Here is a 25,902-nt window from a genome sequence, read left to right as displayed (position 1 = left end):
CCGGTGCGCAACGCTCATGACCTTTCCTTTCCGTATCGGCACCCGCCGCTCCAAGCTGGCGCTGGCCCAGTCCGGCATGATGCAGCGCGCCATTGCGGCCGCTTTGGGCGTGCCCGCGAACGAGGTGGAGACCGCCGTGCCCCTGGTCGAGATCGTCACCACCGGCGACCGGATTCAGGATCGCCGCCTGCTTGAGCTGGGCGGCAAGGCCCTGTTCACCAAGGAGATTGAGGAGGCCCTGCTGGACGGCCGCATCGACATCGCCATCCATTCGATGAAGGACGTGCCCGCCGTTCAGCCCGAGGGTCTGTGCATCGCCGCCATCCCGGAACGTGAGGACGCCCGCGACGCCTTCATCAGCCGCGACTTCGCCGCCTTCGACGACCTGCCCTTCGGCGCGCGCCTGGGCACGGCCAGCCTGCGGCGACAGGCCCAGGCCCAGGCCCTGCGGCCTGACCTGATGATCGAGATGCTGCGCGGAAACATCGACACCCGCCTGCGCCGCGCGGCGGACGGCGAGTTCGACGCCATCCTGCTGGCCGTATCCGGCATGGCGCGCCTGGGCGTGACCGAACATATCCGGGAAAAACTGTCGCTGGACGCCTTCCTGCCCGCGCCGGGTCAGGGCGCATTGGCCATCCAGACCCGCGCCGCCGATATCGACGCCCCCTGGGTCGCCACCCTGAACCACGCCGACACCGCCCTGGCCGTCGCGGCGGAACGCGGGGCCATGCTGGCGCTAGAGGGCTCATGCCGCACCGCCGTCGGCGCCTATGCCGCCATCGACAGCGGGACCCTGCGCCTGACGACCGAGATGCTCAGCGCGGACGGCTCGGCCCGCTGGCGCCGTGTCGGCGATCTGAGCGAAGCAACAACCGAAACCGCCCGCGCCCTGGGCCAGCGTCTGGGCGCCGAGGTTCATCTCGCGGCGGGCGATCAGGAAGTCGATCCGGCGACGCTGGACGGATGACGGCCGCCTGCCCCGCCCGCGTCTGGATCACCCGCACCCAGCCCGGCGCCGGGCGGACAGCCGAACGGCTGCGGGATCTAGGCCTGACGCCGGTGATCGCGCCCCTGCTGACGGTCGAACCCCTGTCTCCGTCCCTGCCCGATCTGGACCAATTCGCCGCCCTGGTCTTCACCAGCCCCAACGGCGTCGACGCCTATGCCGCCCTGACCCCGCGCCGCGACCACTCGGTGCTGACGGTCGGCGACGCCACCGCCGACGCGGCCAAAGGCATCGGCTTCAGCAACATCCGCTCCGCCTCCGGCGACCTGACCGCTTTGGCCCGCCTGATTGCCGTAGAACCGCCCGCAGGCCCCATCCTGGCCGCCGTCGCCGAAACCCCGGTGGGCGATCTAGCCGAAGCGGTGCGCCTGGCAGGCGGCTTGGCCGAGATCACGACCGCATCCGTCTATCGCACCACGCCCGCCCCCTGCTCGCCGCCGCCCGCGTTTGACGCGGTTCTGGTTCATTCGCCGCGCGCCGGACGCCTTCTGGCGACGCTCGGTGAACCAGCCCTCGCCCACGCGGTCATCGCTTGCATTTCCGCCGCCGCCGCCGCGCCCCTGACCGCCCAGGGCCTGTCGCCCGCCCTGTCAAACGCGCCAAATGAGGACGCTTTGCTCAAGACCTTGCAAGAGGCGCTTGGCAATCGCGAACAGCCCGTATAAAGAGCGCCTCTCGCGCGGCTTGAACGCGCACCGGAGCCGCTTTAGCTCAGCCGGTAGAGCACATCATTCGTAATGATGGGGTCAGGTGTTCGAGTCACCTAAGCGGCACCACTTTTTTCCTGGTCATCAGAACTCCCCTCTCGAGGGCGACTCGCGCCGAGCATCAGGCGTGGGTTATCGCGCGGCTGCTCGGGGCAACCGCGCGACAGGTTTCGCAACTGACTTCCCTCTGATTTAAACCAGCACCTGCACACTGTCCGAGCCCAGGCGGACGAAGCCTTTGGGGGCGGCGGCGGTCAGGGCGGTTTCGTTCAGGGCGGCGGCGTCGGCCAGAACCACGCACAGGCGGCCGGCCTTGGTCGTCGATGAGCGGATGTTGGCGGCGCCGCCCAGCGCGGCCTTCAGCGTGTCGCTGAGAACGGTTGGAGCCGATTCAACCGCGATGGCGGCGGCGATAGCGGACGGCGCCGCCGTCCACTGGTCGCGGATGTCCTGGGCCACCGCCTCGACCGTCGGGCCGATGACGACCTGGAGGCTGTCGGGGGATGGGGCGATGACCCCGCGCGCGCCCAGACGCTTCAAGGCGGCCTCGTCGACACGATCCCGCGAGACGATCCGAAGGCGCAGGCGAGTGGTGCAGGAGGCGACGGCCACCAGGTTCGCGGCGCCGCCCAGGGCCAGGATGAAGGCCTCGCCGCGACCGCCCGATGTGACATGCGTGACGGTCTCGACCGGATCGTCCTCGCGGCCCGGCGTCTTCAGGTTCAGCACACGGATGAAGACGCGGAACAGGCTGTAATAGAGACCCGCATAGACCAGCCCGACCGGCAGCAGCATCCACGGACGCGTCGACTTGCCGAAGTTCAGCACATAGTCGAACAGGCCGGCCGAGAAGGTGAAGCCCAGGTGCACGTCCAGCAGGTTCATCACCACCATCGCCAGCCCGGTCAGGACCGCGTGAATGGCGTACAGGGCGGGCGCCAGGAACATGAAGGTGAACTCGATCGGCTCGGTCACCCCGGTCAGGAAGGCGGTCAGGGCCAGCGAGAACAGCATGCCGCCGACGGCCTTGCGGCGTTCGGGACGGGCGGCGTGATACATGGCCAGACAGGCTGCGGGCAGCCCGAACATCATCACGGGGAAGAAGCCGCTCATGAAGGCGCCCGCCGTGGGGTCGCCCGCGAAGAAGCGGTTCAGATCACCCGTCGCGCCGTGATAGTCGCCGACGATGAACCAGGCCACATTGTTCAGGATGTGGTGCAGGCCGGTGATGATCAGCAGGCGGTTCAACAGGCCATAGACGAACATCCCGATCTCGCCCGAGCCGACGACCGTGCGGCTGAAGACATCAATCGCGTGATCAATAGCCGAGAAGGACAGGCCGATGATCGCCGCCACCGCCAGGGCTGCAAACCCCGCTGCGATCGGCACGAAGCGTCGGCCGCCGAAGAAGGCCAGGTATTCCGGCAGCTTCAGCGTCGAGAACCGGTTGTAGAAATCGCCGGCGATCAGGCCGGAGATGATGCCGATGGGCACGCCCAGCCGGGTCAGGGCCTGATCGCGGAACGCCTTGGCGGCGGCCTCGGCCGCGTCGCCGCTGAGGCCCGCCAGCACCTCGGGCGGGGCGGTCATCAGCACCTTGGCCGCTTCGATGGTGATCAGATAGCCGACAACCCCCGCCAGACCGGCCGCGCCATTGTTGTCACGCGCCAGACCGACCGCCACGCCCACGGCGAACAACAGGCCCAGATTGGAGAAGATCGCCTGCCCCGCCGCCGAGACGAAGGCGATGTCCAGCAGGTCAGGCTGGCCCAGGCGCAGCAGCAGACCCGCCACCGGCAGGACCGCGATAGGCAGCATCAGGGCGCGGCCCAGAGGCTGGAGGCTGGAAAGACCGATCTTCATGCCACGGCTCCCACGGCGCGAGATTGAACAAGGGCGCCGAGCCGCTCAGTGGCCAGGGCGCGCACGGCCTCGGCGCTGTCCTGCGACAGGGCCGAGGCGGCCAGTTGACTGCAGTCGGCCAGGGTCAGGCTTCGGACCACGGCCTTGACCTCGGCGACCATCGACGGGGTCGCCGACAGTTCGCGCACGCCAAGACCGATAAGGATGGGCGCGGCCAGAACATCCGACGCCAGACCGCCGCAGACGCCGATCCATTTCAGGGCGGCGGCGCTGCCCGAGGCCTGGGCGATCAGACGCAGGACGGCGGGGTGCAGACTGTCGAGTTGGGCGGCCAGGGCCGCGTTCTGACGATCCATGGCCAGGGCGTATTGCGTCAGGTCGTTGGTGCCGATGGAGATGAAGTCGATGGCGGGCGCCAGACGATCCACCGTCATGGCGGCGGCGGGCGTCTCGATCATCACCCCCAGAACCGGCGCGCGGCCGTCGGTTTCGGCGACGGCGACGTCCAGCATGGCCCGCACCTGACGCACCTCGGCGACCGAGGCGATCATGGGCAGCATCACCGCGACCGTCCCCTTGGACCGCACCCGGCAGATGGCGCGCAACTGGGCCAGCAGGATGTCAGGCCGGTGCAGGCCCGAACGCACGCCGCGCAGACCCAGGGCCGGGTTCTCCTCGTGCGGCATGGGCAGATAGGGCAAGGGCTTGTCGCCGCCCGCGTCCAGAGTGCGGATGATCAGCGGCCTGCCGTCCAGAGCGTCGGCGATGGCCTGATACTGGACCAGTTGCTCGTCTTCCGTCGGGGCGGTTTCGCGCTCCAGGAACAGGAATTCTGTGCGCAGAAGGCCGCAGCCTTCGGCCCCGCCCGCCACGGCAGGCGCGGCCTCTGCGGCGTCGCCCAGATTGGCGAAAACCTCGATCCGGGCGCCGTCGGCGGTGTGGCAGGCGTCCAGCGCCAGGGCGCGGGCGTCCGCGCGGCGGCGGTCACGCGCGGCGACCGCGCTTTGTGCTCCGGCCTGACGCGCGGCGGAGGGATTGGCGATCAACTGGCGGCCATCGGCGTCCAGCACGACCAGCACGCCATTATCGACCCGGTCCAGAGCGGCGCCCACGGCGACCAGGGCCGGAACCCCCATGGCGGCGGCCAGAATGGCGACGTGCGAGGTCGGGCCGCCCTGCGCGGTGCACAGGCCCGCGACCTTGACCGCATCCAGCGCCATCAGTTGCGACGGCAACAGATCGTCGGCGACGATGACCGATCCGGGACCGATGGCGGCGGGCGCAGGCGCGGCCTCGCCCGACAATTCGATCAGAACCTGACGCTCCAGATCCAGCAGGTCGTCGGCGCGCTCGGCCATGCGCGGGTCGCCCATGGTGCGGAACAGGTCGGCGGCGGCGCGGGTGGACTGACGCCAGGCGAAACCCGCGCTGCGCCCTTCGGCTGCGGCCTGTTCCGCCCCCGCGATCAGGCCGGGGTCGTCAAGGAAGCCCAGGTGTGCGGCCAGAATGGCGCGGCGATGGGCGTTGCCGCTGGTCGCGGCCTGTTCGATGCGCGCGCGGACGGCGGACAGGGCGGCGTTCAGCCGGGCGGTTTCGACCGCCACGCCGCCGCCGTCCTCGGCGACAGCGATTTCGCTCTGCGTCAGGCGCACGGCCCGGCCGATGACCAGACCGGGCGCAGCGGTGACGCCGCTGAGGATCAGTTCGCCGTCTTCGCCCACGACAGGTTCGGTCGTCCGGGCGGCAGGGGCTGCGGCGGATTTGGGCGTCTCATGCGCGCCCTCCTCCAGGCCTGCGGCGATCAGGGCGGTCAGGGCCGACAAGGCCTCGTGCGCCTGACGGCCCGAGGCCTTCAACACCAGTTCGTCGCCGTCCTTGACCCCCAGTCCCATCATGGCGACCAGGCTGGCGGCGTCCGCCTGCCTGTCGCCATGGCTCAGCACGACGCGCGCGTCAAAGCCCCGGACGCAGGCGGCGATCCGACCCGCGGGACGGGCGTGCAGTCCATGCGGCAAGGGGGCGGCCACGCGGGCCGTCAGCACTTCGCCCGCCTCCTCGACACCCGCCTGCGTCGCGACGGAGACCTTCAGGATCGGCTCACCCGCGCGCACGCTGCGGCCCGGCGCGATCGCCTGAACCGAGGCCGCGCCGCCCACGACCACCACCGGCGTGACCAGACTGATCGCGCCGTCGACGATGATGTTCAGGTCAAGGGTCAGCAGCGGATCGCCCGCGCGGACCGATGCACCTTCCGTCACATGGGCGACGAAACCCGCGCCGTTCAGACCGACCGTATCCAGACCGACATGGATCAGAACCTCGACCCCCTCGACCGAACGCACCGTCACCGCATGGCGCGACGACGGCAGACCGACGACGACGCCGTCAAAAGGCGCGCGCACCACCGTGTCCGTCGGATCGACCGCCACGCCCTCGCCCACCATGCCCCCGGCGAAGGCCGCATCCGGAACCTCCGCCAGAGGGGTCAGCCAACCGGCCAAAGGCGCCTGAACAATCATTTCACTCACAGGGGCAATACTCACACTCACTCCACGCCTCCGATACGCACCCAATCAACCGCCCAGATCGGATCGGGGCCGGAAACCGCGAACCGCAGACAGACGTCATGACGCCCGGCGATGTCGGGCAACTGACCGGTCAGGACCGTGACGCCGGGATTGGCGGCGGCGGCCTTCAGCGGCAGAACCAGGGCCGGTTCGCCGTCACAGCCGTCGATGCGGACCTCAAGCTCGCCTTCCGCCGTGCGGGGGGAAGAGAATTTGATCTTCTCCTTGTCCGCGCCGATCTGGAAGTTGAACGGAACCTGGCCCACGGCGACCTCGATGGCCTTTCCGCCGCTCAGATCCGCCGCCTGATAGGTCCAGCAGGGGTTCATGATATCGACCAGGAAGACCGGACGGTCGCCGTCCAACGGCCAGTCGTCGATCAGCGACAGGGCCAGCCCCTCGGTGCACAGCTTCAACTGATAGGAGCGGCGCTGCAGTCCATCGGCGGGCGGCGGCGGCGTCGGCTCAAGGCCGCTGGTCGCATATTTGACGCCCAGGGCCCGATAGCGGGCAAGCTGCGGGTTCAGGCGCTGGCGGAAGTCGTCCCAATCCATCCGGTCATGGCCGGTCCAGGCCACTTCGGCGATGGCGGCGGCGCGGGGGAAGGCCATGTATTCGACCCGGTCCTGGGTGCGCATATGTTCGGTGAACAGATTGGCCTGAACGCCCAGCACGTGTTTGACCTGATCCGGCGTCAGTTCATCCGGGGCCGGATCAAACCGATAGACGTCCTCCAGCGACACCACGAACCCACGTCCCGGCGACCCGTCATTGGCGCTCTGGCGATTGTCGAAGTACAGGACCGGCGCAGGCGACAGCACAGTGTCATGGCCCATTCGCGCCGCCTCGATGGCGCCTTCGACGCCGCGCCAGGACATGACGCTGGCGTTCGGATTGATGCCGCCCTCAAGGATCTCGTCCCAGCCGATCATGCGGCGACCGTGATCGTTCAGGTGCTTCTCCAGCCGGGCGATCATCCAGCTTTGCAGCTTCTCTTCATCGGCGACGCCCAGTTCACGCATCCGCGCCTGCGTGCGGGGCGAAGCCTTCCACTGATCCTTGACCGCTTCGTCGCCGCCCAGATGGACGTATTCGCTGGGGAACAGGTCAAGGACTTCGTCCAGCACGTTTTCGAGGAAGACCAGCGTGGATTCCTCGGCATTGAACAGGGTCGGATAGACGCCCCAGTCGGCAGGCACGGCCGGAACCGCCGAGCCCGGCGCATCGGTGACGCCCAGTTCGGGATAGGCGGCGATGGCGGCGCTGGCGTGACCCGGCACATCGACCTCGGGCATGACGACGATGTTGCGGGCGGCGGCGTAGGCCACGATCTCGCGCACCGTCTCCTGGCTGTAGACGCCGCCATACAGGCGCGGGCGCCCGGTCGCCGGATCAATGTCGGATTGGGCCGCAGCCCCCGCCGGCACGCGCCAGCCGCCGATTTCGGTCAGGCGGGGATAGCGTTTGATCTCCAGCCGCCAGGCCTGATCATCGGTCAGGTGCCAGTGGAAGACGTTGAACTTGTGCACCGCCATCCAGTCGATGAAGCCCTTGATGAACTCGGGCGACTGATAGTGACGGGCGGAATCCAGCATCATGCCGCGCCAGGTGAACCGCGGCGCATCCTGGATCGAAATGGCGGGGATGACCGCAGATCCCTGGCCTTCCTCGGCGGTCGCCAACTGCCACAGACTGACCGCGCCATACAGCAGGCCGCCGAAGTCATTGGCCGAAATCTCGACGCCGCGATCTGAGACGTTCAGGCTGTAGGCGTCGGCGCCTGTCGTGTGGGCGCGGCGCAGGACGATGGCGCCGCGAGCAGGCGCCGCCCCTTCACGGACCGTCAGCCTCAGGCCGCGCGTGCGCTGGATCAGATCGGCGAAATAGGCCGCCGCCCGGGCCGCCTCGGCGTCGCCGCGCGGCGTGACGATGACGGTGGAGGCGTTGAGCGCGAAACTGGAGGGTCGGGCCGTTTCCGACGCAGGCCGGGGGATGATCGACCCGACAGACGCCTCGGCCGCCATGGCAGGATTGAACGACAGGACCAGCACGGCCGCAGCCAGCGGAGCCAGGAAGGGGGCGAACCTCGTCGCCGATAGAGCGGTCTGGATCATACGCGGTCTCGCATCAAAAAAGCGCGCGGGACGTCGCCGCCCCGCGCCAGTCTGGCCTCAGGAGAAGGCCTTTTCGACAAGCGCGGCGACCCGGACAACGCGATCTGGCGCCATCCGGGAAGCTCGGCTTTAGAACGAGACGCTGACGGTCGCCAGCAGCTTGCGGCCCGTGCGGTAGATGCCGCGCGGCAGGTTTTCCTTGTTGGCGTACGAGTAGTATTCGCTGTCCAGCAGGTTCTGGCCGGACACGGTCAGGCTGACACGCTCGTTGAAGGCATAGCCCGCCGTGGCGTCCAGACCGGTGTAGGCGCGGACATACAGGTTGTCGCCGCGATCGATGCCGGTGAAATACTTGGACCGCCACGTATAGGTGACCCGCGCAGAGAACGGACCCGATTCATAGAACGGGCTGATGTTCACCTGGTGCTTGGAGTTGAACGGCAGATCCTGGCCATTGTCCGCGCTGCCGTCGACATAGGTGTAGTTGGCAAGCAGGCCGAGGCCGTAGGCGTAGGTCTGCTGATAGGCGAAGGTCGCGCCCTTCAGGTCGGCTGGACCGGCATTGATCGGGCGACTGATCTGGAAGGTGGTTTCAGCGTTCAGGAACTGGTTGAAATGCTTCTCCGGGTTCGTGATCTGCAGGATGTAGTTGTCAATCTTCTTGTAGAAGACCTCACCCGACAGGATGGCGTTTGGTGCGAAATACCATTCCGCCGCCAGGTTCAGGTTGGTTGACTTGTAGGGGTCCAGGTCAGGGTTGCCGCCGCCGCCTGTCAGAATCTGGTCAGACAGCCAGAAATAGTTGGACATGTCGGCGTAGTTCGGCCGCGAGATGACCTTGGCCGCCGCAAGGCGGACAATCACATCCTCGGACGCGTTGATGGCGACGTTCAGGCTGGGCAGGATATCGTCATAAGACTTGCTCTTGACGCTCCATGCCCAGTCCGCCTCCGTCGTGCCGCAGCCGCCGCCGACCTGATTGACGCAGATGAAACCGCCGCTTTCGGATTCCGTGCGGACGTAACGCAGGCCGATGTTGCCACGCAGAAGTTCATTCTCGAAGTTCGCCTGACCATAGACGGCGTTGATCTTCTCCTGAATGTTCCAGTTCTGGGACGTGAACTCGGCATTGCCGAAGACGGTCGGCTCCGGCGACGCCTGCCAAGGACGCAGGTAGCTCCCTGAAGAGATGTAATCGGCGATCCGGCGTCCATCGACGTGGACGCGGCCCTTCATCTGATCATTCGCACCATCGAAGCCGCGCAGATAATTGCCCGGCGCCGAGCTGGGCTCGAACAGTGATGCACTGCTTGGGTTGCCATAGATCTGGACCACCACGCCCGACATCTTCTGATCGGTCTCGTGTGTGCGGTATTTATATCCGAACTGAATGCGGTTGATGAAACCGTCGCGATTGTAGCCAGCGTCGATCTGAGCGTAGGTCTCCTCATCCGTCGTCGGCTTCGAAACAATGTTGCCGCCCCACCCGGGATTATAGCCGGTCGGCCCGACCGAGGGATCACCACCGCCCCAACCGCCGTCAAACGAGAAGGCCGCCGGGTTATTCATCACATTGCCATTGGCATAGGTGACGGTTCCAGGGTTGCTCGTTCCGCCCGTGAAATCGACGGTATAGTCAGACCAGTTCAAGAATTCAGCGAACAGCTGACGCTGGGTGCCCCCCTCGGCCTTGGTGTAACCGACATCGCCGGCGATATCCCAGGCTCCCGCGTTCCATTTGCCGTTCAGGTGGTAGCTGTCGGTGGTCAGGGCGGCTTCACGATACTGGACGTCCCAGACGCTGAGGGCGTTCTTGAACGAAGCCTTGGTGATGACGCCGTCATCGACCTGGATATCGGTCAGAGCGCTCAGGCTGTTCCAAGGGTTGCCCTGGAAGGCGAACATGGCCTGGGCCGTGTTGTCATAGGTGGCGTCGACGCGCAGCCAGTCGAAGTTCAGGTCCAGTTGCGCGTTCGGGCGCCACTGGGCGGCCACCGTGTAGCTGTTCCGCTCACGCGTCTGTTCGAAGTAAGCCGCGCCGAAGGAGTTCAACCCCCGCGCATTGGGATTGGCCAGCAGGGTGGTGGCGCAAGCCCCGGTACAGTTGCCGCTGGTGATGGCGTTTGCGGCCGGATTATCGACACTTCCGCCATTGTAATAGTTGGCCGGAATGGTGCCGAAGGATTCCAGACCGTCGCGGCGCAGTTGGTCCACCGCGCGCTGGGCCGAGACCAGGACGCCGAAGGTGGCGTCGGCGTTGCGCCAGCCGGCCAGGGCCGACAGCTGCGGATCGCCTTCCTTGGAGCGGTCATTGTAGAGATAGGTGACTGCGCCCGACAGCGTATGCTCGCCCAGGTCCAGCGGACGACGGGTAGAGACATTGACCGTGCCGCCGATGGAGCCTTCGTCGATGCGGGCTTCCGGCGACTTGAACACCTCGACCTTGCCGACGATCTGCGGCGCCAGCAGGGCGTAGTTGAAGGTCCGGCCCGGCTGGTCCAGCAGAAACCAGTCCGCCGAGGCGACCGTCTGGCCGTTCAACAGGGTGCGGTTCAGGGCCGGATCGGTGCCCAGAATCGAGACCTTTTCACCCTGACCAAAGGCGCGGTCGACGGTGACGCCCGGAATGATGGTGATGGCTTCGGCCACGTTGGAGCTGGGGAACTTGCCCACATCTTCCGCGGTGACCACGTCAACGATGGCGTTGGCGTTACGCTTGGTGTCGATGGATTGCCTCAGCGAGGCGCGGATGCCGGTGACGACCACTTCGTCGACCGTCGATGGTTCCGCCGTCTGTTGTGCGAACGCCTGACCGGCCAGCAGCGACAGTGCGCTGACTGAACTGACCAGAATTGCATGATGAATACGCATACGCCTGTTCTCCCCAGAACGGACCTGCCCCCGCAGGTCCAGAAAAGCCCAATGCAAGACCAATACGGCCCTTCCCCGAACCGCTAATCGTTGAAAAGCGACCGTTGCACCGTGAGACTTTCATCAATCCATCACACCACGCAAGACCAAAATGTGAATTGGGCCTATTCTTTCTTTATATTGGTACTTGATTGGTCGCATGAGATGGGCTCAGATGATCCCAACACGAACCCGGGGGCGGGCAATTGGGAATCGGCGTCATGTCGTTTGTCGAAGCGATTGGGCCGCTGGACGCACAGCGTCCGGCGCCGCTGTATCAACAGCTTCAGCACGCCGTGCGCGAAGCGATCGAGCGCAACACGCTCAAGCCGGATGAGGCCCTGCCGCCTGAACGCGATCTGGCGCAGGAACTGTCGGTGTCGCGCATCACCATCCGAAAGGCCTTCGACGGTCTGGTCGCAGAGGGCCTGCTGACCCGTCGCCAGGGTGCAGGCACCTTTGTCGCCGCCCGCGTCGAGAAAAGCTTCTCCAAGCTGACCTCCTTCTCCGAGGACATGGCCGCGCGTGGACGCAAGCCCACCAGCTCCTGGCTGAATCGCAGCGAAGGCGCCGTGACGCCGGAGGAATCCCTGACCCTGGGCCTCAGCCCCGGCACGCCCGTCTATCGCTTCAGCCGTATCCGCTATGCGGACGGCCTGCCGATGGCGCTGGAGTATTCGACCATTCCCGCCTCCTGCCTGTCGGGCATCGAGGCGGTGACGACCTCCCTCTATCTGGCCCTGGCCGACGCCGGTTTTCGCCCTAACCGCGCCCTGCAGCGGCTGCGCGCCGTGCTGTTCAACGCTGAACAGGCCGAGCTTCTGGGCACCACGGCGGGCGCGGCGGGTTTGTTGATCGAGCGCCGCGCCTTCCACAACGGTCAGGCGGTCGAGGTGACCCAATCCTATTATCGCGGCGACGCCTACGACTTCGTCGCAGAACTGAATGACGGACCCGGTTGATGCACGCCCAAGACACCCGAATGTTCATCGAGGCGGCCGAAGCGCCCGCTCTGGTGGCCGCGCAACTGGCCGCCAACGCCGACATCGTGGCCCGCGCCGCTGAACATCTGCGTCGCAATCTGCCGACCGCCGCCCTGATCTGCGGTCGCGGCAGCTCCGACAATGCGGGTGTCTTCGCCCGTTATCTGATCGAGGGTGAAACCGGCGTCCTGACCAGCCCCGCGCCCCTGGCCGTCAGCTCGGTCTATGGCCGCACGCCCCGCATCGAAGGCGGCGTCTGCCTGGCCATCTCGCAATCCGGCAAGAGCCCCGATCTGGTCGCAGCCGCCACCGCCGCCAAGGCGGGCGGCGCCTTTGTCATCGCCCTGGTCAATGTCGAGGGCTCGCCCCTGTCGGACGTCGCCGACCTGACCATCCCGCTGCGCGCCGGCCCCGAGCTCTCGGTCGCCGCCACCAAAAGTTTCATCGCCAGCCTGACCGCCATCGCCCATCTCGTCGCCGAATGGACTCAGGACGACGCCCTGCGCGCGGGCCTCGCCGCCCTGCCCGCCCAGCTTGAGGCCGCCTGGAGTCAGGACTGGAGCGCCGCCCTGCCCACGCTGAAGGCGGCCAACAACCTGTATGTCGTCGGACGCGGCGGCGGCTTTGGCGCAGCGCGCGAGGCGGCCCTGAAGCTGAAGGAGACCTGCGGCCTGCACGCCGAAGCCTTCTCGACCGCCGAGGTTCGCCACGGCCCGATGGCTCTGGTCAAGACCGACTTCCCGGTGCTGATGCTGGCCCAGTCCGACGTCACCCGCGAAGACGCCGAGGATCTGGCCAGCGCCTTCGCCGCACGCGGCGCCAAGGTCATGCTGTCGGGCCATCCCGGCGATCCGCGCGTGATCAGCCTGCCGACCACGGCAGGCCATCCGCTGCTGGAGCCGATCCTGCTGATCCAGAGCTTCTACGGCCTGGCCGCCCGCCTCTCGGTCGCGCGCGGCTATGACCCCGACCAGCCCCCCTACCTCAACAAGGTGACCGAGACCGTCTGATGAAGCAGAAGCTGATCAACGGCCGCGTGCTGACGCCGGTCGGTCTTCAGGACGGTCTGGCCGTCGTCATCGAGAATGACAGGATCATCGCCGTGGGCCCGGCCGACGAAACCCCGGCGGGCGACACGGTCGACCTGCAGGGCCGCATCCTGACGCCCGGCTTCATCGACACCCAGGTCAATGGCGGGGGCGGCGTCCTGTTCAACGACGACACCAGCGTCGAGGGCGTCGCAGCCATCGGCGCGGCGCACCGTCGTTTCGGCACGACAGGCTTTCTGCCCACCCTGATCAGCGACGATCTTGAAGTCATCGACCGCGCCATCGATGCGGTGGAGGCCGCCATCGCCGCCCGGGTTCCTGGCGTCCTGGGCATCCATATCGAAGGCCCCTTCCTGAACGAACGGCGCAAAGGCATCCACGACGCCTCCAAGTTCCGCGTGCTGGAAGACGAGTTCATTGAGCGCCTGACACGCCTGAAGGGCGGACGCACCCTGATCACCCTGGCGCCAGAGACCACGACGCCCGACCGGATCAGCCGCCTGGCGGCGAAAGGCGCCCTTGTCGCCATCGGCCATACAGACGCTGACTATGCGACGGCGCGCGCCGCCTTTGAGGCCGGCGCCACCGGCGTGACCCATCTGTTCAACGCCATGTCCCAGCTGCAGAATCGCGCGCCCGGCGTTGTCGGCGCCGTGCTGGAGAACCAGACCGCCTGGGCAGGGATCATCGTCGACGGCTTCCACGTCGATCCGGCCACCCTGAAGATAGCCCTGCGTTGCCGCCCGCATGACCGCTTCATGCTGGTCACCGACGCCATGCCCAGCGTCGGCGCCGACGCCGACCATTTCTTCCTACATGGCCGCCGCATCACGGTGAAGGACGGCGTCTGCCGCGACGACGCCGGCGTGTTGGCAGGCTCGGACCTGGACATGGCCGCCGCCGTCAGAAACGCCGTCGAACGGCTGGATCTCGACCTGGCTTCGGCCGTCGGCATGGCCTCCGCCTCTCCCGCCGCCTTCCTGGGCCAGGCCAACCAGCGCGGCGCCATTGCGCCGGGCTATCTGGCGGATCTGGCTCTGCTGAACGACGACTTTTCGGTGGCGCAGACCTGGATAAACGGCGCGTCGTCGTAAGCTGAGCCTTCGGACGGAACCAAGACCGCTCGTCCCCATTTCTGACGACGGTTTCGTGGGATGGCGAACCGGCATCAGGCGTGCGGACCGACGCGCGCAGAACATGGAAGCGACTGCATGAAGACGATCGTGAAGACCCTGGCTGCGGCGGCCGTCATGGCGACCGCTGCTGCCGGCGGCGCCGCCAACGCTCAATCTACTTTAGGCTGGAGCGGCAAACCTGAAGTCATTGGCGAATACACCGCCTACATCAGTCAGCGCGATCTGCGTTCTTCGGAAGGGACACGCCTGACCCATGCCTGGCAGGTGATCCGCCAAGACCGCGCCAACTACCACCGTTTCAACCTGCGCGACCGCGGCGATCAGGGCGACAGCTTCTTCGGCTCGGCCCAGAACCGCGCCATCATGGAGCGGATGGTCCGCGACGGCCAGATGTCTCCCAGCGCCGCCCGCGCCATCGTCAACGGCGGCGTCTCCATCACCGTCCGCATCTATGGCCACGACAGCGTGGGCCAGTACGTCGCGGTGACCGTGAACTGATCAGACGCCCAACGCCGGTCCTCAAACGCCAGGACCGGCGTCATGCCGCCCGAACGGAATCAGACACGCACAACTGTTGGCCCTGCGGGCTTGATGATTTGATAATCTGGAAAAATGGTGGACGCGACAGGGATTGAACCTGTGACCCCTACGATGTCAACGTAGTGCTCTCCCGCTGAGCTACGCGTCCGCCGTGGCGGCTCTCGGCAAGTCCGAGAGCGGGAAGGCCGGTCGTATAGCTGTACGATCCGCCCGCATCAAGCGGCTTTGGCCGCTGAAATGAGTTTTCTCAAAAAACCTTGTTAAATCAAACCGTCAGGCGGCCACCATCCGCTCAACCTCGTTGACGAGATCGCGCAGGTGGACGGGCTTTGACAGGACCTTGGCCTGGGGCGAGGCCTGGGCGGCGGTCAGGGCGACGGCGGCGAAGCCGGTGATGAACATGATGCGCAGGCCCGGCTGGCGGGCGGCGGCGACGCGGGCGACCTCTATGCCGTCCGCGCCCGGCATGACGATGTCGGTCAGCAGCAGGTCATAGGGGCCGTGCTCCAAGGCGTCGATGGCATCGTCGCCGTTCTCGCAGTCGATCACCTGATGACCGGCGCGCTCCAGCGCACGGGTCAGGAAACCGCGCAGAGAACTGTCGTCTTCAGCCAGAAGGATGCGCGCCATGTCGATTTTTCCCCGAGGACCAGGCCCTCACGCTAGGCCCGCAACAGTAAACCGGCGATGAAATTCACCGATCAGCCGACTTCCCTCCACAGCGAAACCCGCTATGCGGGGAATATGACCGAGGGCGCGGCCAGTTTCACCATCACCCGGCCGCCCGAGACGGCGCGCGGGCTTCCGCTGGTGTTCGCCTCGCCCCATTCGGGCGATCGCTACCCCGCCGACATGAACGCCGCGCCCGGCCTCACGCAGCACAGCCTTCGCAGCGCCGAGGACGCCCTGGTCGCCGCCCTGGTCGCCAGCGGCCCGTCGCAGGGCGCGCCGCTGATCGAAAGCCGCATCGGCCGCGCCTATGTCGACCTGAACCGCGACCCTGACGAGCTGGATCCGACGCTGATCGACGGCGTGGAGGGGCCGGTCGGCCTGAAGACCGCCGCTGGCTTCGGAGTGATCCCCCGGCTGGGCGGGGACGGCGCCCGGCTCTATGACCGCACTCTGCCCCGCGCCGAGGCTGAACGCCGGATCGAGACGGCGCACGCACCCTATCACGCCGCCCTCAGCGACCTGATGCAGGCGGCGCGCGCCCGTCATGGGCGCGCCCTGCTGATCGACTGGCATTCGATGCCGTCCCGGGCCGTCGGGGCTGAAGTGGTGCTGGGCGACCGGCACGGGTCCTCTTGCGACGCCAGGCTGACGCGGACGCTGCGAAGCCTGTTCGAGGGTCTGGGCTGGCGGGTGGCGCTGAACCACCCCTATGCCGGAGGCTGGTCCACCCATAGCTGGGGACGGCCTGAGGAGGGTTTCGAGGCGATCCAGATCGAACTCAGTCGAGGGCTTTATCTGGATGAGGCGACCCTGAGGCCCAACGCCGCCTATGGCCGCACGCACAAGGCCCTGATGCGGGTGATCGCCGCCCTGTGCGTCCAGCGCTGGACCGACTGATCGGCGATAAGTCAAAAAAAAAGCCGCGTCCGAGGACGCGGCATATAAAGTCTATAGGGAGGAAACGCCCAGGAAGGGCAAGACGCCCGGAGGCGTCGAAGGTCAATCTAGGTTGCGATGCACAATGGGTCAAGCCCAATCAGCGGTTTTGATGTCACGCTGTGTAACGGTTTTGCATTATTGTTATCGCTAACACGGTTCGGTTTTGCAAAGGCCTGAATCCTTTCATTTCGCACTTGCGAAATAAGCCCCTAATCACCCAGCAATCGGCGGGCGCTGCGGATGGCGCGTGCGGCGGGCGACGCCTCCTGGCGATAGATCAACAGGCTGAACGAAGAGGCCACCCCCAACGCCAGCCACAGCGGACCGAACAGCCAGGCCGCCGCCGCCAGGGCGAAATAATAGCCCCGCACGCCCTGGCTGAATGAACTGAGGGCCGGATTCAACAGTTCGGCGGCGGCGGCGCTGAACGCCTTGCGATCAGTCTCCTGATGGATTTCCGGCGCGGCGCCGATCATGGCCAGGGTGTAGTTCATCTGACGCAGAGCCCAGATGAAATCGAGGAAGCCGCGCGCCAGACAGATCAGCACCAGGGCCAGCTTGGCCTCCAGCATCCGCACCGGCACCTGTTCGGCGCCGACGAAGGCGAACCCCTTCAACGCGGCCTCGCCGCCGAACAATATGCCCGCCACCGCAGCGATCAGCAGAAGATTGGTCGAGGCGAAGAATGAGGCCGAATTGATCGAATGGCCCATCAGCTGGCTGTCGATCAGCTTCAGCTCGCGATGGGTCATCGACGTCATCCAGGCGCGCCGGACGTGGATCATGTCGTCATTCAGCGAACCGCCGTGGCGGCCGATGAACTTCAGGATCGGCCCGTAGCCGAGCCAGCAGATGAAAAACAGCGCCAGAGCGGCCCAATCGAACCATGTCATGCGGCATGATTGGCCTCAGTCGCCGTCGCCGCGCAAGCCCGTCGCCCAAAGTCGCGCTTGCCGTGACGGCCTGTGGGGCCTATCACCCCTCGCCTTTTGAATTTCGCAGTCGCAGCAGAAGATCGCCATGAACCTCGACGCCATTCCGGTCGGCCCCAACGCTCCCTGGGACGTCAACGTCGTCATCGAAATCCCGCAGGGCGGCCTGCCGGTGAAGTATGAGATGGACAAGGACTCCGGCGCCCTGTTCGTCGACCGCTTCCTGCACACCGCCATGTACTATCCGGGCAACTACGGCTTCATCCCGCACACCCTGTCGGATGACGGCGACCCCTGCGACGTGATCGTGCTGAACCCGACGCCGGTCGTTCCGGGCTGCGTCATCCGCTCGCGCCCCATCGGCGTCCTGCTGATGGAAGACGAAGCCGGCGGCGACGAGAAGATCCTGGCCGTGCCGGTCGACAAGCTGAACCCCTATTACACCGACGTCGCCAGCTATCGTCAGCTGCCGGCCATCCTGATCGAGCAGATCGAACACTTCTTCACCCGCTATAAGGATCTGGAGAAGGGCAAGTCGGTCACCGTCAAGGGCTGGGGCGACGCAGGCGAAGCCGCCGCCCTGATCGAGGCCGGCATGAAGGCCCACCAGGACAAGCTGGCCAAGAAGAAGGCCGCCAACGCCGCCTGATCAGGCGACGACAGCGACAGATGCATCGAGGCGTTCTCCGTTCCGGAGGACGCCTTTTTGCTGCGCGACGCCCTGCCCCCTCCCGCTTCGCTTCCCGGCGTCCTATCTGGACGCCATGACTGATCTGTCCCCCCGCGAAATCGTTTCAGAACTTGATCGCTATATCGTCGGCCAGGACGACGCCAAGCGCGCCGTCGCCGTCGCCCTGCGCAACCGCTGGCGCAGGAAGCGCGTGCCGGAAGACCTGCGCGACGAGGTCACGCCCAAGAACATCCTGATGATCGGCCCCACCGGCGTGGGCAAGACCGAGATCGCCCGGCGTCTGGCCAGGCTGGCCGGATCGCCCTTCCTGAAGGTCGAGGCGACCAAGTTCACCGAGGTCGGCTATGTCGGCCGCGACGTGGATCAGATCATGCGCGATCTGGTTGAGAGCGCCCTGGTCATGGTGCGCGACCGCAGGCGCGGCGAGGTCCGGGCGCGGGCCGAGGGCGCGGCGGAAGATCGTATTCTGGACGCCCTGGTCGGTCCCGGCTCAGGCCCCGCGACCCGCGACAGTTTCCGCAAGAAGCTGCGCGCCGGCGAACTGGACGACAAGGAGATCGAGATCGCCCTGGCCGACACCGCCTCGCCCATCCAGGGTCTCGACATCCCCGGCGGCAATGTCGGCCTGCTGAACCTCAGTGAAATGCTGGGCAAGATGGGCGGCGGGCGCACCAAGACGGTCAAGCTGACCGTGCGCGACGCCACCGCCCCCCTGATCGCCGAAGAGGGCGACAAGCTGCTGGATCAGGACAGCCTGACCAAGGAAGCCCTGCTGCTGGCCGAAAACGAAGGCATCGTCTTCCTGGACGAGATCGACAAGGTGGCGGCGCGTCAGGGCGCATCGGGCGCCGACGTGTCGCGCGAAGGGGTCCAACGCGATCTGTTGCCCCTGATCGAAGGCACCACTGTCTCGACCAAATACGGGCCGGTGAAGACGGACCATGTGCTGTTCATCGCCTCGGGCGCCTTTCATGTGGCCAAGCCCAGCGATCTGCTGCCCGAGCTTCAGGGACGTCTGCCGATCCGGGTCGAGCTGAAGGCCCTGACGCGCGATGACTTCAAGCGCATCCTGACCGAGCCGGAGGCCAATCTGATCCGTCAGAACCAGGCCCTGCTGGCGACGGAGGAGGTCACCCTGACCTTCACCGATGATGCGGTCGAAGCCCTGGCCGACGCCGCCGTGGCCGCCAACTCCGCCGTCGAGAACATCGGCGCGCGGCGACTTCAGACCGTACTGGAGCGGGTGCTGGAGGAGACCAGCTTCAAGGCGTCGGACCTGTCGGGTCAGACGGTCAACTTCGACGGCGACGCCGTGCGCGAAAAGCTGAACGCCCTGACCAAGGACGTGGACCTGAGCCGCTTCATCCTGTGATCCATCAGCCCCGCTGTCGCCGCCGCGCCCGCAGTCGCTGGGCGACGGCGGCGGCCTGGCGCTGGGTGTAGGCCAGGGCGGCGGGGTTCTTGCGACGCGCCCCCACGCCGTCGGCGACCTTGGCGCCGCGCTCCCCGATCGGCTTGGCCTTGCCTGTGGTGGTGTCCACGGCGGTCTGGTGCTCTATCTCGGCGTTCAGGGCGGCCCCCATCAGGATCACCTGCACCGACAGCCAGGTCCACAGCAGGAAACCCATGATGGCGGCCAGAGGACCATAGGAGTCCGTCCGCACGAAGTTGTTCAGGTACCAGCTGAACACGAACGACAGGGTCACGCTGACCACAGCGGCGAAGATGGCGCCCGGCGTCAGCCAGCGCCAGCGCGCCTTCTCCCGGCACGGGGCCAGACGATAGATCAACGTCAGGGCCGCCACATAACCGACCAGCAGGATGGGCCAGCGCAGAGGCGCGAACAGACCCCACTCCTCCTCCAGCCCGAACAGCTTGACCACCACAGGCACGCCGACCACCAGGCCGGAACTGACCAGCACGGCCATCAATCCGCCGACCGTGAACCCCATGCACAACAGGTTGTAGCGGACGATGTTGCGCTTCTCGACCTCATGATAGGCGACGTTGATGCCGTAGAAGAGCATCTTCACCGCCCCGTTCGCCGTCCACAGCGACAGCAGCAATGTCCAGATCAGGGTGAACGTCAGCTGCCCGTTTGAGTTCTCGGCCAGGCGCTGCATCTGCGCGCCCAGGAACTCGGCGATGCTGTCCGGCAGGATCGAATAGAGGAAATGCAGCCGTCCCCAGGCGTCCGCCGGATTGGCGAACAGGCCGTACAGGGTGACGAACGAACCCATCAGCGGGAACAGCGACAACAGGGTGAAGAAGGTCACGCCGCCGGCGACGAAGCCCACGCGATCGCCGAAATAGGACGACACCGCCCGCCACAGGATATCGGTCCAGCCCTTGCGCGGAATATGCTCTGGCCGCTGGGCCATGCGGCCGCGTCCCGGCTCCTCGGCGTCGAAATCCTCAGGCGTGGGCGGGGCGGGCGGCGGCGCGGGCGGGCGCTCCTGGCGCAGATCGACCCCGACCTTGTGGCCTTGCGTATAGAGCAGATGCGCGGCCCCGGCCCCTGCGGCCAGGCCGCCTGCCGCGGCTGCAATAAAGCGCCAGAGGCTGTCAGGGCCGCCGCGTTTGCGCCCGCCGGATCGGGGGCGGGACACCAGGCGGCGGAGGAGGTCGGAGGTGGAGGTCTTTGACTTGGCCATTAGACGGCGAACGACGAGGCCGCCGACGCGTTCCACGCCCAACTTGAAATCACCGCCGCGAAGGGCCAATCAGCCGACATGACCACCGAACCTCTATCTCCGAAACCCGCCGATGGCGCCGCGACCCTGCTGACCGTCTGGAAATCCGCTCAGGCCAGGCTGAAGGCAGGCCGGATCGACAGCCCCGCCATCGACGCCCGCCTGCTGCTAGAGGCCGCCGCCGACGCCAGCCGCATGGACATACTGACAGATCCTTACAGGGTCATCACAGAGCAGCAGCAGGCCGCCTATGAAACCATGGTCGAGCGCCGTCTGAAGCGCGAACCGGTGTCGCGCATCATCGGCAAGAAGGGCTTCTGGAAGATCATCCTGAACGTCACGCCCGACGTGCTCAGCCCGCGCCCGGACACCGAGACCATCATGGACATCGCCATGCTGGCCTTCACGCCGCAGGAACGGTTCACCGCCATCGACCTCGGCACCGGTTCAGGTGCCATCCTGCTGGCCCTGCTGACCGAGCGGACCGGCGCGACCGGCGTCGGCACCGACATCTCCAGCGAGGCCCTGGCCGTCGCCAAGGAGAACGCCGCCAACCTGGACCTGAACGACCGCGCCACCTTCCTGCGCACCGAATGGGCCGCGGGCTTCGGCGACGCCAGCTTCGATCTGGTCATGTCCAACCCGCCCTATATCCCGACCGACCACATCGCGGGTCTGGACCCGGAAGTGCGCGACCACGACCCTCATCTGGCGCTGGACGGCGGCCCGGACGGGCTTCAGGCCTATCGCGACCTGGCGCCCGAGATCAAACGCATCCTGAAACCGCTGGGCGTCTTCGCCGTCGAGATCGGCTGGGATCAGGGGCCGCAGGTCAAAGAACTGTTCGAGGCCGTCGGTTTCACTGACGTCAAGATCATCAAGGACCTGGGCGACCGCGACCGCGTGGTCACCAACGGCCCCGACCCGCGCACCAACCCGATCCCGAAGGCTTAACAGCCACATTGAGTCATCCCCCGACCTGCCCGTGCAGGTCGGGGGATGAACGTGCGCTATTAGTCGGAACCCCCATAAAAAAGCGTCGCAGGGTCGCGGTGCGTCGTCACACTCTGGCGAAATCGCCCGGTCCATGCGATTAAGACTTGCCCAAACGCCATTGGCGCGTCATGCGGCGCCCCTTCGCCACAGCCTCTCAGCGAGTTCATGAGTTCATCCGCAGCCGCCATCGCCCCCGGGCTCGTCCTGGCGCGTGACGTGTCGAAGACCTTCGGATCGCGAAAGGCGCTGAACGGCGTCTCGATCGAGGTCGCCTCAGGCGAAATGGTCGCCCTGATCGGTCCTTCGGGATCGGGCAAGTCCACGCTCCTGCGTTCCATCACCGGCCTGCAGTCGATCGACGCGGGCAAGGGAACCATCGCCGTGTTCGGCGAGACGGTTCAGAAGGACGGCCGTGTCACCGGCGCCGTGTGCAAGGCGCGCGGCAAGCTGGGCATGATCTTCCAGCAGTTCAATCTGGTCGGGCGCCTCAGCCTGTTCTCCAATGTCATGCTGGGATCGCTGGGCCGCCTGCCCGCCTGGCAGGGTCTGCTGGGCGTCTGGCCCCAGGCCGACAAGGACAAGGCCATGGCCGCCCTGCACCGGGTGGGCGTCAGCGACTACGCCGCCCAGCGCGCCAATACGCTTTCGGGCGGCCAGCAGCAGCGCGGCGCCATCGCCCGCGCCATCCTGCAGGGCGCCAAGGCCATCCTGGCCGACGAACCCGTCGCCTCGCTGGACCCCGTGTCTGCGCGCAAGGTGATGGAGCTGCTGGTCGAGCTGAACAAGCGCGACGGCATGGGCGTCATCGTCACCCTGCACCAGGTCGACTACGCCATCCGCTACTGCGACCGCGTCATCGCCCTGCAAGCGGGCAAGATCGTCTATGACGGTCCCTCCACGGGCCTGGACCAACAGCGCCTGATCGAAATCTACGGTCCTGAATTCGAGGACGCGTTCTGGGAGACCAAGGCATGAGCCCGTCCCAATTCTCCATGACCCGCCGCCTGATCGCCAGGAGCGGCATGGCCGCCGTCGGCGCCGCCCTGGTTCTGGGTCTCGCCTCGTGCGGCGGCGGCGATGACAAGAAGGGCGGAACCCCGTCCGAGATCACCTTCTCGATCCTGTCGGCCGAAGGCCAGGCGTCGGCCGGCCCGCTGTGGCAGCCGCTGCTGGACGACATGTCCAAGGCCATCGGCGTGCCGGTGAAACCCTATTTCGGCTCGAACTACACGGTTCTGGTCGAGGCCATGCGCGGCAACCACACCCAGGTGGGCTGGTTCTCGGCCAAGCCTGAGGTCGAGGCCATCGACCGCGCCAACGCCGAGGTCATCGCCCGCACCGTCAACCGCGAAGGCCTGGACTCCTATCAGTCGACCCTGATCGTCAAGAAGGGCTCCGGCATCACGCTGGACAAGGTCGTGGCCTGCGGCAAGCAGTTCAACTTCGGCATCGGCGACGCCCAGTCGACCTCGGGCACCCTGGCCCCCCTGACCTATTTCTTCAATCCGCGCGGCATCACGCCGTCCCAGTGCTTCAAGACCGTTCGCTCGGCCAACCATCAGGCCAACGCCTTTGGCGTGGCGACCGGCGTGATCGACGTGGCGACGTCCAACAGCGTCAACACCCTGTTCATCCGCAAGGAGAACCCGCGTCTGGCCGACCAGATCGAGGAGATCTGGTCCTCGCCCCCGATCCCTGAAAGCGGCATCGTCCTGCGCAAGGATCTGGACCCGGTTCTGAAAGAAAAGATCCGCGGCTTCTTCCTGACCTACGGCCAGGGCCAGGGCGCCGAAGCCGAGCGTCAGCGTCAGGTCCTGTCGGCGCTGGAGTATTCGCGTTTCGCCGCCGCCGACGACGACTATTTGGACCCGATCCGCGAAATGATCGCCGACCAGAAGCTGAGCGAAGCCCGCGCCAAGGGCGACACCGCCGGCGCCGCTGCGGCCGAGCGTGAACTGCAACGCCTGCGCGCCAAGGGTGAGGTCCAACCTTGAGCGCAGCGCCTTCCCTGACGCCCGCGGCCATTCCCGCCGCGCCGCGCAAATCGGCCCTGGCATGGGCCGCCGACGTCCTGGTCTGGGGCGGCGTCGCCGTGGTGCTGCTCTACAGCATCAAGGCCGTCGACCTGGGCAATATCTCGCGCCTGTTCTCGGGCAACGAGAGCACGCAACTCTTCATTCACGACCTGCTGCGCCCCGACTTCTCCGATTGGAAGATGTTCGTCGGCAAGATGTGGGAGACGGTCCAGATCGCCCTGTGGGGCACCTTCCTGGCCGTGCTGTTCGGCATTCCGCTGGGCCTGGCCGCCGCCCGCAACATCGCCCCGCAATGGGTGGTGACGCCGGTGCGCTGGGTCATGAACCTGCTGCGTTCGGTGCCCGATCTGGTGATCGGCCTGCTGTTCGTCACCGCCGTGGGCCTGGGCCCTCTGGCCGGTGTTCTGGCCATCACCCTGAACACGGCTGGCGTTCTGGCCAAGCTGTTCTCGGAAGCCGTCGAGTCGATCGACAAGGGTCCGGTCGAAGGCGTGCGCGCTACAGGTGCCTCCAAGCTGCACGAGATCGTCTGGGGCGTGATCCCCCAGGTGGCCCCGCTGTGGACCTCGTTCGCCCTTTACCGCTTTGAATCCAACAGCCGTTCGGCGACCGTTCTGGGCCTGATTGGCGCAGGCGGCATCGGCCAGGTGCTGTTCGACAGCATGAACGCCTTCAACTTCAAGGCCGTGTCGGCCATCGTCATCATCGTGGTCATCGCCGTGACCCTGATCGACAGCCTGTCGCAGGTCATGCGCCGCCGCCTGCTGTAATCGTGCAACCGGGCTTTGGGCCATCAGCCCGAAGCCCGGCCAGCCTGCTTCAGCGGCCCCTTGGCTTCAGCCGCTCCCCGACAGCCTCCCCCTTCAGCGGAATGTCACAATCCTCTGCTCTAAGCGTGGCGCACTAAGCCGCTCAGGGAGAGCCAGGATGATCCGCGCACTGAAATACGCCGCTACGGCGACCGCACTTCTGGCTCTCGCAGCCTGCGGCGACAACGGCTCCAGCGGCGGCGCATCCTCGTCGCGCGCCCGGGCCGGCATCTGGGCCGCAGGCTCTTCGACCGTCTTTCCCTTCTCGACCCGCGTGGCTGAGAACTTTGCGCGCACCTCGGGCGGCGCGGCGCCTCGCGTCGAGGCCCTGGGCACCGGCGGCGGCATCCAGGCCTTCTGCCAGGGCGTCGGCCCCAACAGCCCCGACATCGCCAACGCCTCGCGCCAGATGAAACAGTCCGAGTTCGACCTGTGCGCCAAGAACGGCGTCACTGACATCGTCGAACTGAAGATCGGCTATGACGGCATCGTCATCGCCACGGCGCGCAACGGCAACAGCTTCAACTTCGAACTGAACGACCTGTACGAAGGCCTGGCCAAGGAAGTCCCCGACGCCAGCGGCGCCTTCATCGCCAACCCGACCAAGACCTGGAACGATGTGAACAAGGGCCTGCCGGTCCAGCGCATCCAGGTCTATGGCCCGCCGCCCACCTCGGGCACGCGCGACGCCTTCCTGGAGCTGGGCATGGCGCCGGGCGCCAAGCTGGTTCCCGCCGCCGCCGCCATCGAAAAAACGGACAAGAGCCGGTTTGAAGCCATCGCCCACACCCTGCGGGAGGACAATGCCTGGATCGACGCCGGCGAGAACGACAACGCCATCGTCCAGACCCTGAGCCGCACCCCCGGCTCGCTGGGCGTGTTTGGCTATTCCTTCCTGGAGCAGAACCTGGATACGGTGAAGGCCGAGACCATCGACGGCGTGGCCCCGACCGCCGACACCATCGCCGACGGCTCCTATCCCCTGTCGCGCAGCCTCTACATCTATGTGAAGAAGGCCAATATCGGCGTCATCCCCGGCCTGCAGCAGTTCGTGCAGGAGTTCCTGTCGGACGCCTCCGCCGGTCGTGGCGGTTATCTGCAGGACCGCGGCCTGATCCCGCTGCAGGCGGCGGATCTGCAGGCCCAGCGCGCCACGGCGGCCGCAATGACGCCGATGGCCCGCCCCGCCAAGTAACCGGGTTCTCTCCGAAGGCGTCCCGCCCCTTTTCACCGCTGCTCCGTCGGCTATGATGGGG

The 25,902-nt window shown here is 66.5% G+C and carries 21 protein-coding genes and 2 tRNA genes; 15 read left to right on the top strand and 8 right to left on the bottom strand.

Annotated features, from left to right (window positions below; translation table 11 throughout):
- The first annotated feature begins 16 nt into the window (after positions 1-16).
- From hemC to KWG56_RS17190, 3 genes are all read left to right on the top strand, one after another.
- Complete coding sequence (hemC, locus tag KWG56_RS17200) at positions 17-970, top strand: hydroxymethylbilane synthase (protein ID WP_219353068.1); 954 nt, start codon at positions 17-19, stop codon at positions 968-970.
- Positions 967-1,674, top strand: coding sequence for a uroporphyrinogen-III synthase (locus tag KWG56_RS17195; protein WP_219353067.1), 708 nt, complete (start codon positions 967-969; stop codon positions 1,672-1,674). The genes hemC and KWG56_RS17195 overlap by 4 nt, the downstream gene beginning before the upstream one ends.
- A 35-nt stretch (positions 1,675-1,709) precedes the next feature.
- Positions 1,710-1,785, top strand: a tRNA-Thr gene (locus KWG56_RS17190).
- A 123-nt stretch (positions 1,786-1,908) separates the two neighbouring features.
- Here KWG56_RS17190 and nagE read toward each other — a convergent pair.
- The 4 genes from nagE to KWG56_RS17170 all read right to left on the bottom strand — a co-directional run bounded on the left by nagE (position 1,909) and on the right by KWG56_RS17170 (position 11,131).
- The gene (gene nagE / locus KWG56_RS17185) at positions 1,909-3,579 is read right to left on the bottom strand and encodes an N-acetylglucosamine-specific PTS transporter subunit IIBC (protein WP_219353066.1); all 1,671 of its coding nucleotides are present in this window, start codon (positions 3,577-3,579) and stop codon (positions 1,909-1,911) included.
- Positions 3,576-6,122 carry a phosphoenolpyruvate--protein phosphotransferase gene (gene ptsP, locus KWG56_RS17180; protein ID WP_308384583.1) on the bottom strand — a complete coding sequence of 849 codons (2,547 nt, stop codon included), beginning with the start codon at positions 6,120-6,122 and terminating at the stop codon, positions 3,576-3,578. The genes nagE and ptsP overlap by 4 nt, the downstream gene beginning before the upstream one ends.
- 2 nt (positions 6,123-6,124) lie before the next feature.
- Positions 6,125-8,260, bottom strand: a complete 2,136-nt coding sequence (locus KWG56_RS17175) for a family 20 glycosylhydrolase (protein ID WP_219353065.1) — start codon at positions 8,258-8,260, stop codon at positions 6,125-6,127.
- Between the two features lie 129 nt (positions 8,261-8,389).
- A complete protein-coding gene (locus tag KWG56_RS17170; protein WP_219353064.1) occupies positions 8,390-11,131 on the bottom strand; it encodes a TonB-dependent receptor in 2,742 nt (913 codons plus the stop codon).
- A gap of 260 nt (positions 11,132-11,391) precedes the next feature.
- On the opposite strand from KWG56_RS17170, the gene KWG56_RS17165 reads away from it, so the two are divergent.
- From KWG56_RS17165 to KWG56_RS17150, 4 genes are all read left to right on the top strand, one after another.
- On the top strand, positions 11,392-12,132 hold the full coding sequence (locus KWG56_RS17165; RefSeq protein WP_219353063.1) for a GntR family transcriptional regulator: 741 nt from the start codon (positions 11,392-11,394) through the stop codon (positions 12,130-12,132).
- Complete coding sequence (locus KWG56_RS17160; protein ID WP_244999563.1) at positions 12,132-13,163, top strand: SIS domain-containing protein; 1,032 nt, start codon at positions 12,132-12,134, stop codon at positions 13,161-13,163. Before KWG56_RS17165 ends, KWG56_RS17160 begins: the two co-directional genes overlap by 1 nt.
- On the top strand, positions 13,163-14,296 hold the full coding sequence (gene nagA, locus KWG56_RS17155; RefSeq protein ID WP_219353062.1) for an N-acetylglucosamine-6-phosphate deacetylase: 1,134 nt from the start codon (positions 13,163-13,165) through the stop codon (positions 14,294-14,296). Before KWG56_RS17160 ends, nagA begins: the two co-directional genes overlap by 1 nt.
- Positions 14,297-14,413: 117 nt before the next feature.
- Positions 14,414-14,836 (top strand): hypothetical protein, encoded by a 423-nt coding sequence (locus KWG56_RS17150; RefSeq protein ID WP_219353061.1) that lies wholly within the window; start codon positions 14,414-14,416, stop codon positions 14,834-14,836.
- Positions 14,837-14,951: 115 nt separating this feature from the next.
- Here the strand turns inward: KWG56_RS17150 and KWG56_RS17145 are convergent.
- Positions 14,952-15,026 (bottom strand) — tRNA-Val (locus tag KWG56_RS17145).
- 125 nt (positions 15,027-15,151) lie between these two features.
- Positions 15,152-15,508, bottom strand: coding sequence for a cell cycle two-component system response regulator CpdR (gene cpdR / locus KWG56_RS17140; protein ID WP_054764657.1), 357 nt, complete (start codon positions 15,506-15,508; stop codon positions 15,152-15,154).
- Between the two features lie 57 nt (positions 15,509-15,565).
- Between cpdR and KWG56_RS17135 the strand changes: the two genes are divergently transcribed.
- Entirely contained in the window at positions 15,566-16,447 is an 882-nt protein-coding gene (locus KWG56_RS17135) for an N-formylglutamate amidohydrolase (RefSeq protein ID WP_219353060.1), read from the top strand.
- A gap of 251 nt (positions 16,448-16,698) precedes the next feature.
- Here KWG56_RS17135 and KWG56_RS17130 read toward each other — a convergent pair whose 3' ends face one another.
- Positions 16,699-17,382 carry a DUF599 domain-containing protein gene (locus KWG56_RS17130; RefSeq protein ID WP_201101035.1) on the bottom strand — a complete coding sequence of 228 codons (684 nt, stop codon included), beginning with the start codon at positions 17,380-17,382 and terminating at the stop codon, positions 16,699-16,701.
- Between the two features lie 127 nt (positions 17,383-17,509).
- On the opposite strand from KWG56_RS17130, the gene ppa reads away from it, so the two are divergent.
- Both ppa and hslU read left to right on the top strand, forming a co-directional pair.
- Positions 17,510-18,070: an inorganic diphosphatase gene (gene ppa, locus KWG56_RS17125; RefSeq protein WP_201101034.1), complete on the top strand. Its 561-nt coding sequence runs from the start codon at positions 17,510-17,512 to the stop codon at positions 18,068-18,070.
- 115 nt (positions 18,071-18,185) lie between these two features.
- Positions 18,186-19,484, top strand: coding sequence for an ATP-dependent protease ATPase subunit HslU (hslU, locus tag KWG56_RS17120; RefSeq protein WP_219353059.1), 1,299 nt, complete (start codon positions 18,186-18,188; stop codon positions 19,482-19,484).
- Between the two features lie 4 nt (positions 19,485-19,488).
- Here hslU and KWG56_RS17115 read toward each other — a convergent pair whose 3' ends face one another.
- Positions 19,489-20,802 carry a YihY/virulence factor BrkB family protein gene (locus KWG56_RS17115; RefSeq protein ID WP_244999562.1) on the bottom strand — a complete coding sequence of 438 codons (1,314 nt, stop codon included), beginning with the start codon at positions 20,800-20,802 and terminating at the stop codon, positions 19,489-19,491.
- 42 nt (positions 20,803-20,844) lie between these two features.
- On the opposite strand from KWG56_RS17115, the gene prmC reads away from it, so the two are divergent.
- The 5 genes from prmC (at position 20,845) to KWG56_RS17090 (ending at position 25,841) form a co-directional block, all read left to right on the top strand.
- Positions 20,845-21,759 carry a peptide chain release factor N(5)-glutamine methyltransferase gene (gene prmC / locus KWG56_RS17110; RefSeq protein ID WP_219353058.1) on the top strand — a complete coding sequence of 305 codons (915 nt, stop codon included), beginning with the start codon at positions 20,845-20,847 and terminating at the stop codon, positions 21,757-21,759.
- Between the two features lie 207 nt (positions 21,760-21,966).
- Positions 21,967-22,776, top strand: coding sequence for a phosphonate ABC transporter ATP-binding protein (gene phnC / locus KWG56_RS17105; protein ID WP_219353057.1), 810 nt, complete (start codon positions 21,967-21,969; stop codon positions 22,774-22,776).
- Positions 22,773-23,795, top strand: a complete 1,023-nt coding sequence (gene phnD, locus KWG56_RS17100; RefSeq protein ID WP_244999561.1) for a phosphate/phosphite/phosphonate ABC transporter substrate-binding protein — start codon at positions 22,773-22,775, stop codon at positions 23,793-23,795. The genes phnC and phnD overlap by 4 nt, the downstream gene beginning before the upstream one ends.
- Positions 23,792-24,607, top strand: a complete 816-nt coding sequence (gene phnE, locus KWG56_RS17095) for a phosphonate ABC transporter, permease protein PhnE (protein WP_370874339.1) — start codon at positions 23,792-23,794, stop codon at positions 24,605-24,607. Before phnD ends, phnE begins: the two co-directional genes overlap by 4 nt.
- Before the next feature lie 157 nt (positions 24,608-24,764).
- Positions 24,765-25,841 (top strand): substrate-binding domain-containing protein, encoded by a 1,077-nt coding sequence (locus KWG56_RS17090; RefSeq protein ID WP_219353056.1) that lies wholly within the window; start codon positions 24,765-24,767, stop codon positions 25,839-25,841.
- The last annotated feature ends 61 nt before the right edge of the window (positions 25,842-25,902 follow it).

Source organism: Brevundimonas nasdae, from assembly GCF_019395145.1.
Lineage (GTDB): Bacteria > Pseudomonadota > Alphaproteobacteria > Caulobacterales > Caulobacteraceae > Brevundimonas > Brevundimonas nasdae.
This window is presented reverse-complemented; position numbering and strand designations above follow the sequence as displayed.

What these genes read in the sequence shown, in the direction of transcription:
- phnD (WP_244999561.1), top strand. Translation starts at nt 22,773, where the DNA reads ATGAGCCCGTCCCAATTCTCCATGACCCGCCGCCTGATCGCCAGGAGC.
- prmC (WP_219353058.1), top strand. Translation starts at nt 20,845, where the DNA reads ATGACCACCGAACCTCTATCTCCGAAACCCGCCGATGGCGCCGCGACC.
- cpdR (WP_054764657.1), bottom strand. Translation starts at nt 15,508, where the DNA reads ATGGCGCGCATCCTTCTGGCTGAAGACGACAGTTCTCTGCGCGGTTTC.
- KWG56_RS17165 (WP_219353063.1), top strand. Translation starts at nt 11,392, where the DNA reads ATGTCGTTTGTCGAAGCGATTGGGCCGCTGGACGCACAGCGTCCGGCG.
- KWG56_RS17090 (WP_219353056.1), top strand. Translation starts at nt 24,765, where the DNA reads ATGATCCGCGCACTGAAATACGCCGCTACGGCGACCGCACTTCTGGCT.
- hemC (WP_219353068.1), top strand. Translation starts at nt 17, where the DNA reads ATGACCTTTCCTTTCCGTATCGGCACCCGCCGCTCCAAGCTGGCGCTG.
- KWG56_RS17175 (WP_219353065.1), bottom strand. Translation starts at nt 8,260, where the DNA reads ATGATCCAGACCGCTCTATCGGCGACGAGGTTCGCCCCCTTCCTGGCT.
- KWG56_RS17130 (WP_201101035.1), bottom strand. Translation starts at nt 17,382, where the DNA reads ATGACATGGTTCGATTGGGCCGCTCTGGCGCTGTTTTTCATCTGCTGG.
- phnC (WP_219353057.1), top strand. Translation starts at nt 21,967, where the DNA reads ATGAGTTCATCCGCAGCCGCCATCGCCCCCGGGCTCGTCCTGGCGCGT.
- KWG56_RS17135 (WP_219353060.1), top strand. Translation starts at nt 15,566, where the DNA reads ATGAAATTCACCGATCAGCCGACTTCCCTCCACAGCGAAACCCGCTAT.
- ppa (WP_201101034.1), top strand. Translation starts at nt 17,510, where the DNA reads ATGAACCTCGACGCCATTCCGGTCGGCCCCAACGCTCCCTGGGACGTC.
- hslU (WP_219353059.1), top strand. Translation starts at nt 18,186, where the DNA reads ATGACTGATCTGTCCCCCCGCGAAATCGTTTCAGAACTTGATCGCTAT.
- KWG56_RS17195 (WP_219353067.1), top strand. Translation starts at nt 967, where the DNA reads ATGACGGCCGCCTGCCCCGCCCGCGTCTGGATCACCCGCACCCAGCCC.
- KWG56_RS17150 (WP_219353061.1), top strand. Translation starts at nt 14,414, where the DNA reads ATGAAGACGATCGTGAAGACCCTGGCTGCGGCGGCCGTCATGGCGACC.
- nagE (WP_219353066.1), bottom strand. Translation starts at nt 3,579, where the DNA reads ATGAAGATCGGTCTTTCCAGCCTCCAGCCTCTGGGCCGCGCCCTGATG.
- KWG56_RS17160 (WP_244999563.1), top strand. Translation starts at nt 12,132, where the DNA reads ATGCACGCCCAAGACACCCGAATGTTCATCGAGGCGGCCGAAGCGCCC.
- KWG56_RS17170 (WP_219353064.1), bottom strand. Translation starts at nt 11,131, where the DNA reads ATGCGTATTCATCATGCAATTCTGGTCAGTTCAGTCAGCGCACTGTCG.
- nagA (WP_219353062.1), top strand. Translation starts at nt 13,163, where the DNA reads ATGAAGCAGAAGCTGATCAACGGCCGCGTGCTGACGCCGGTCGGTCTT.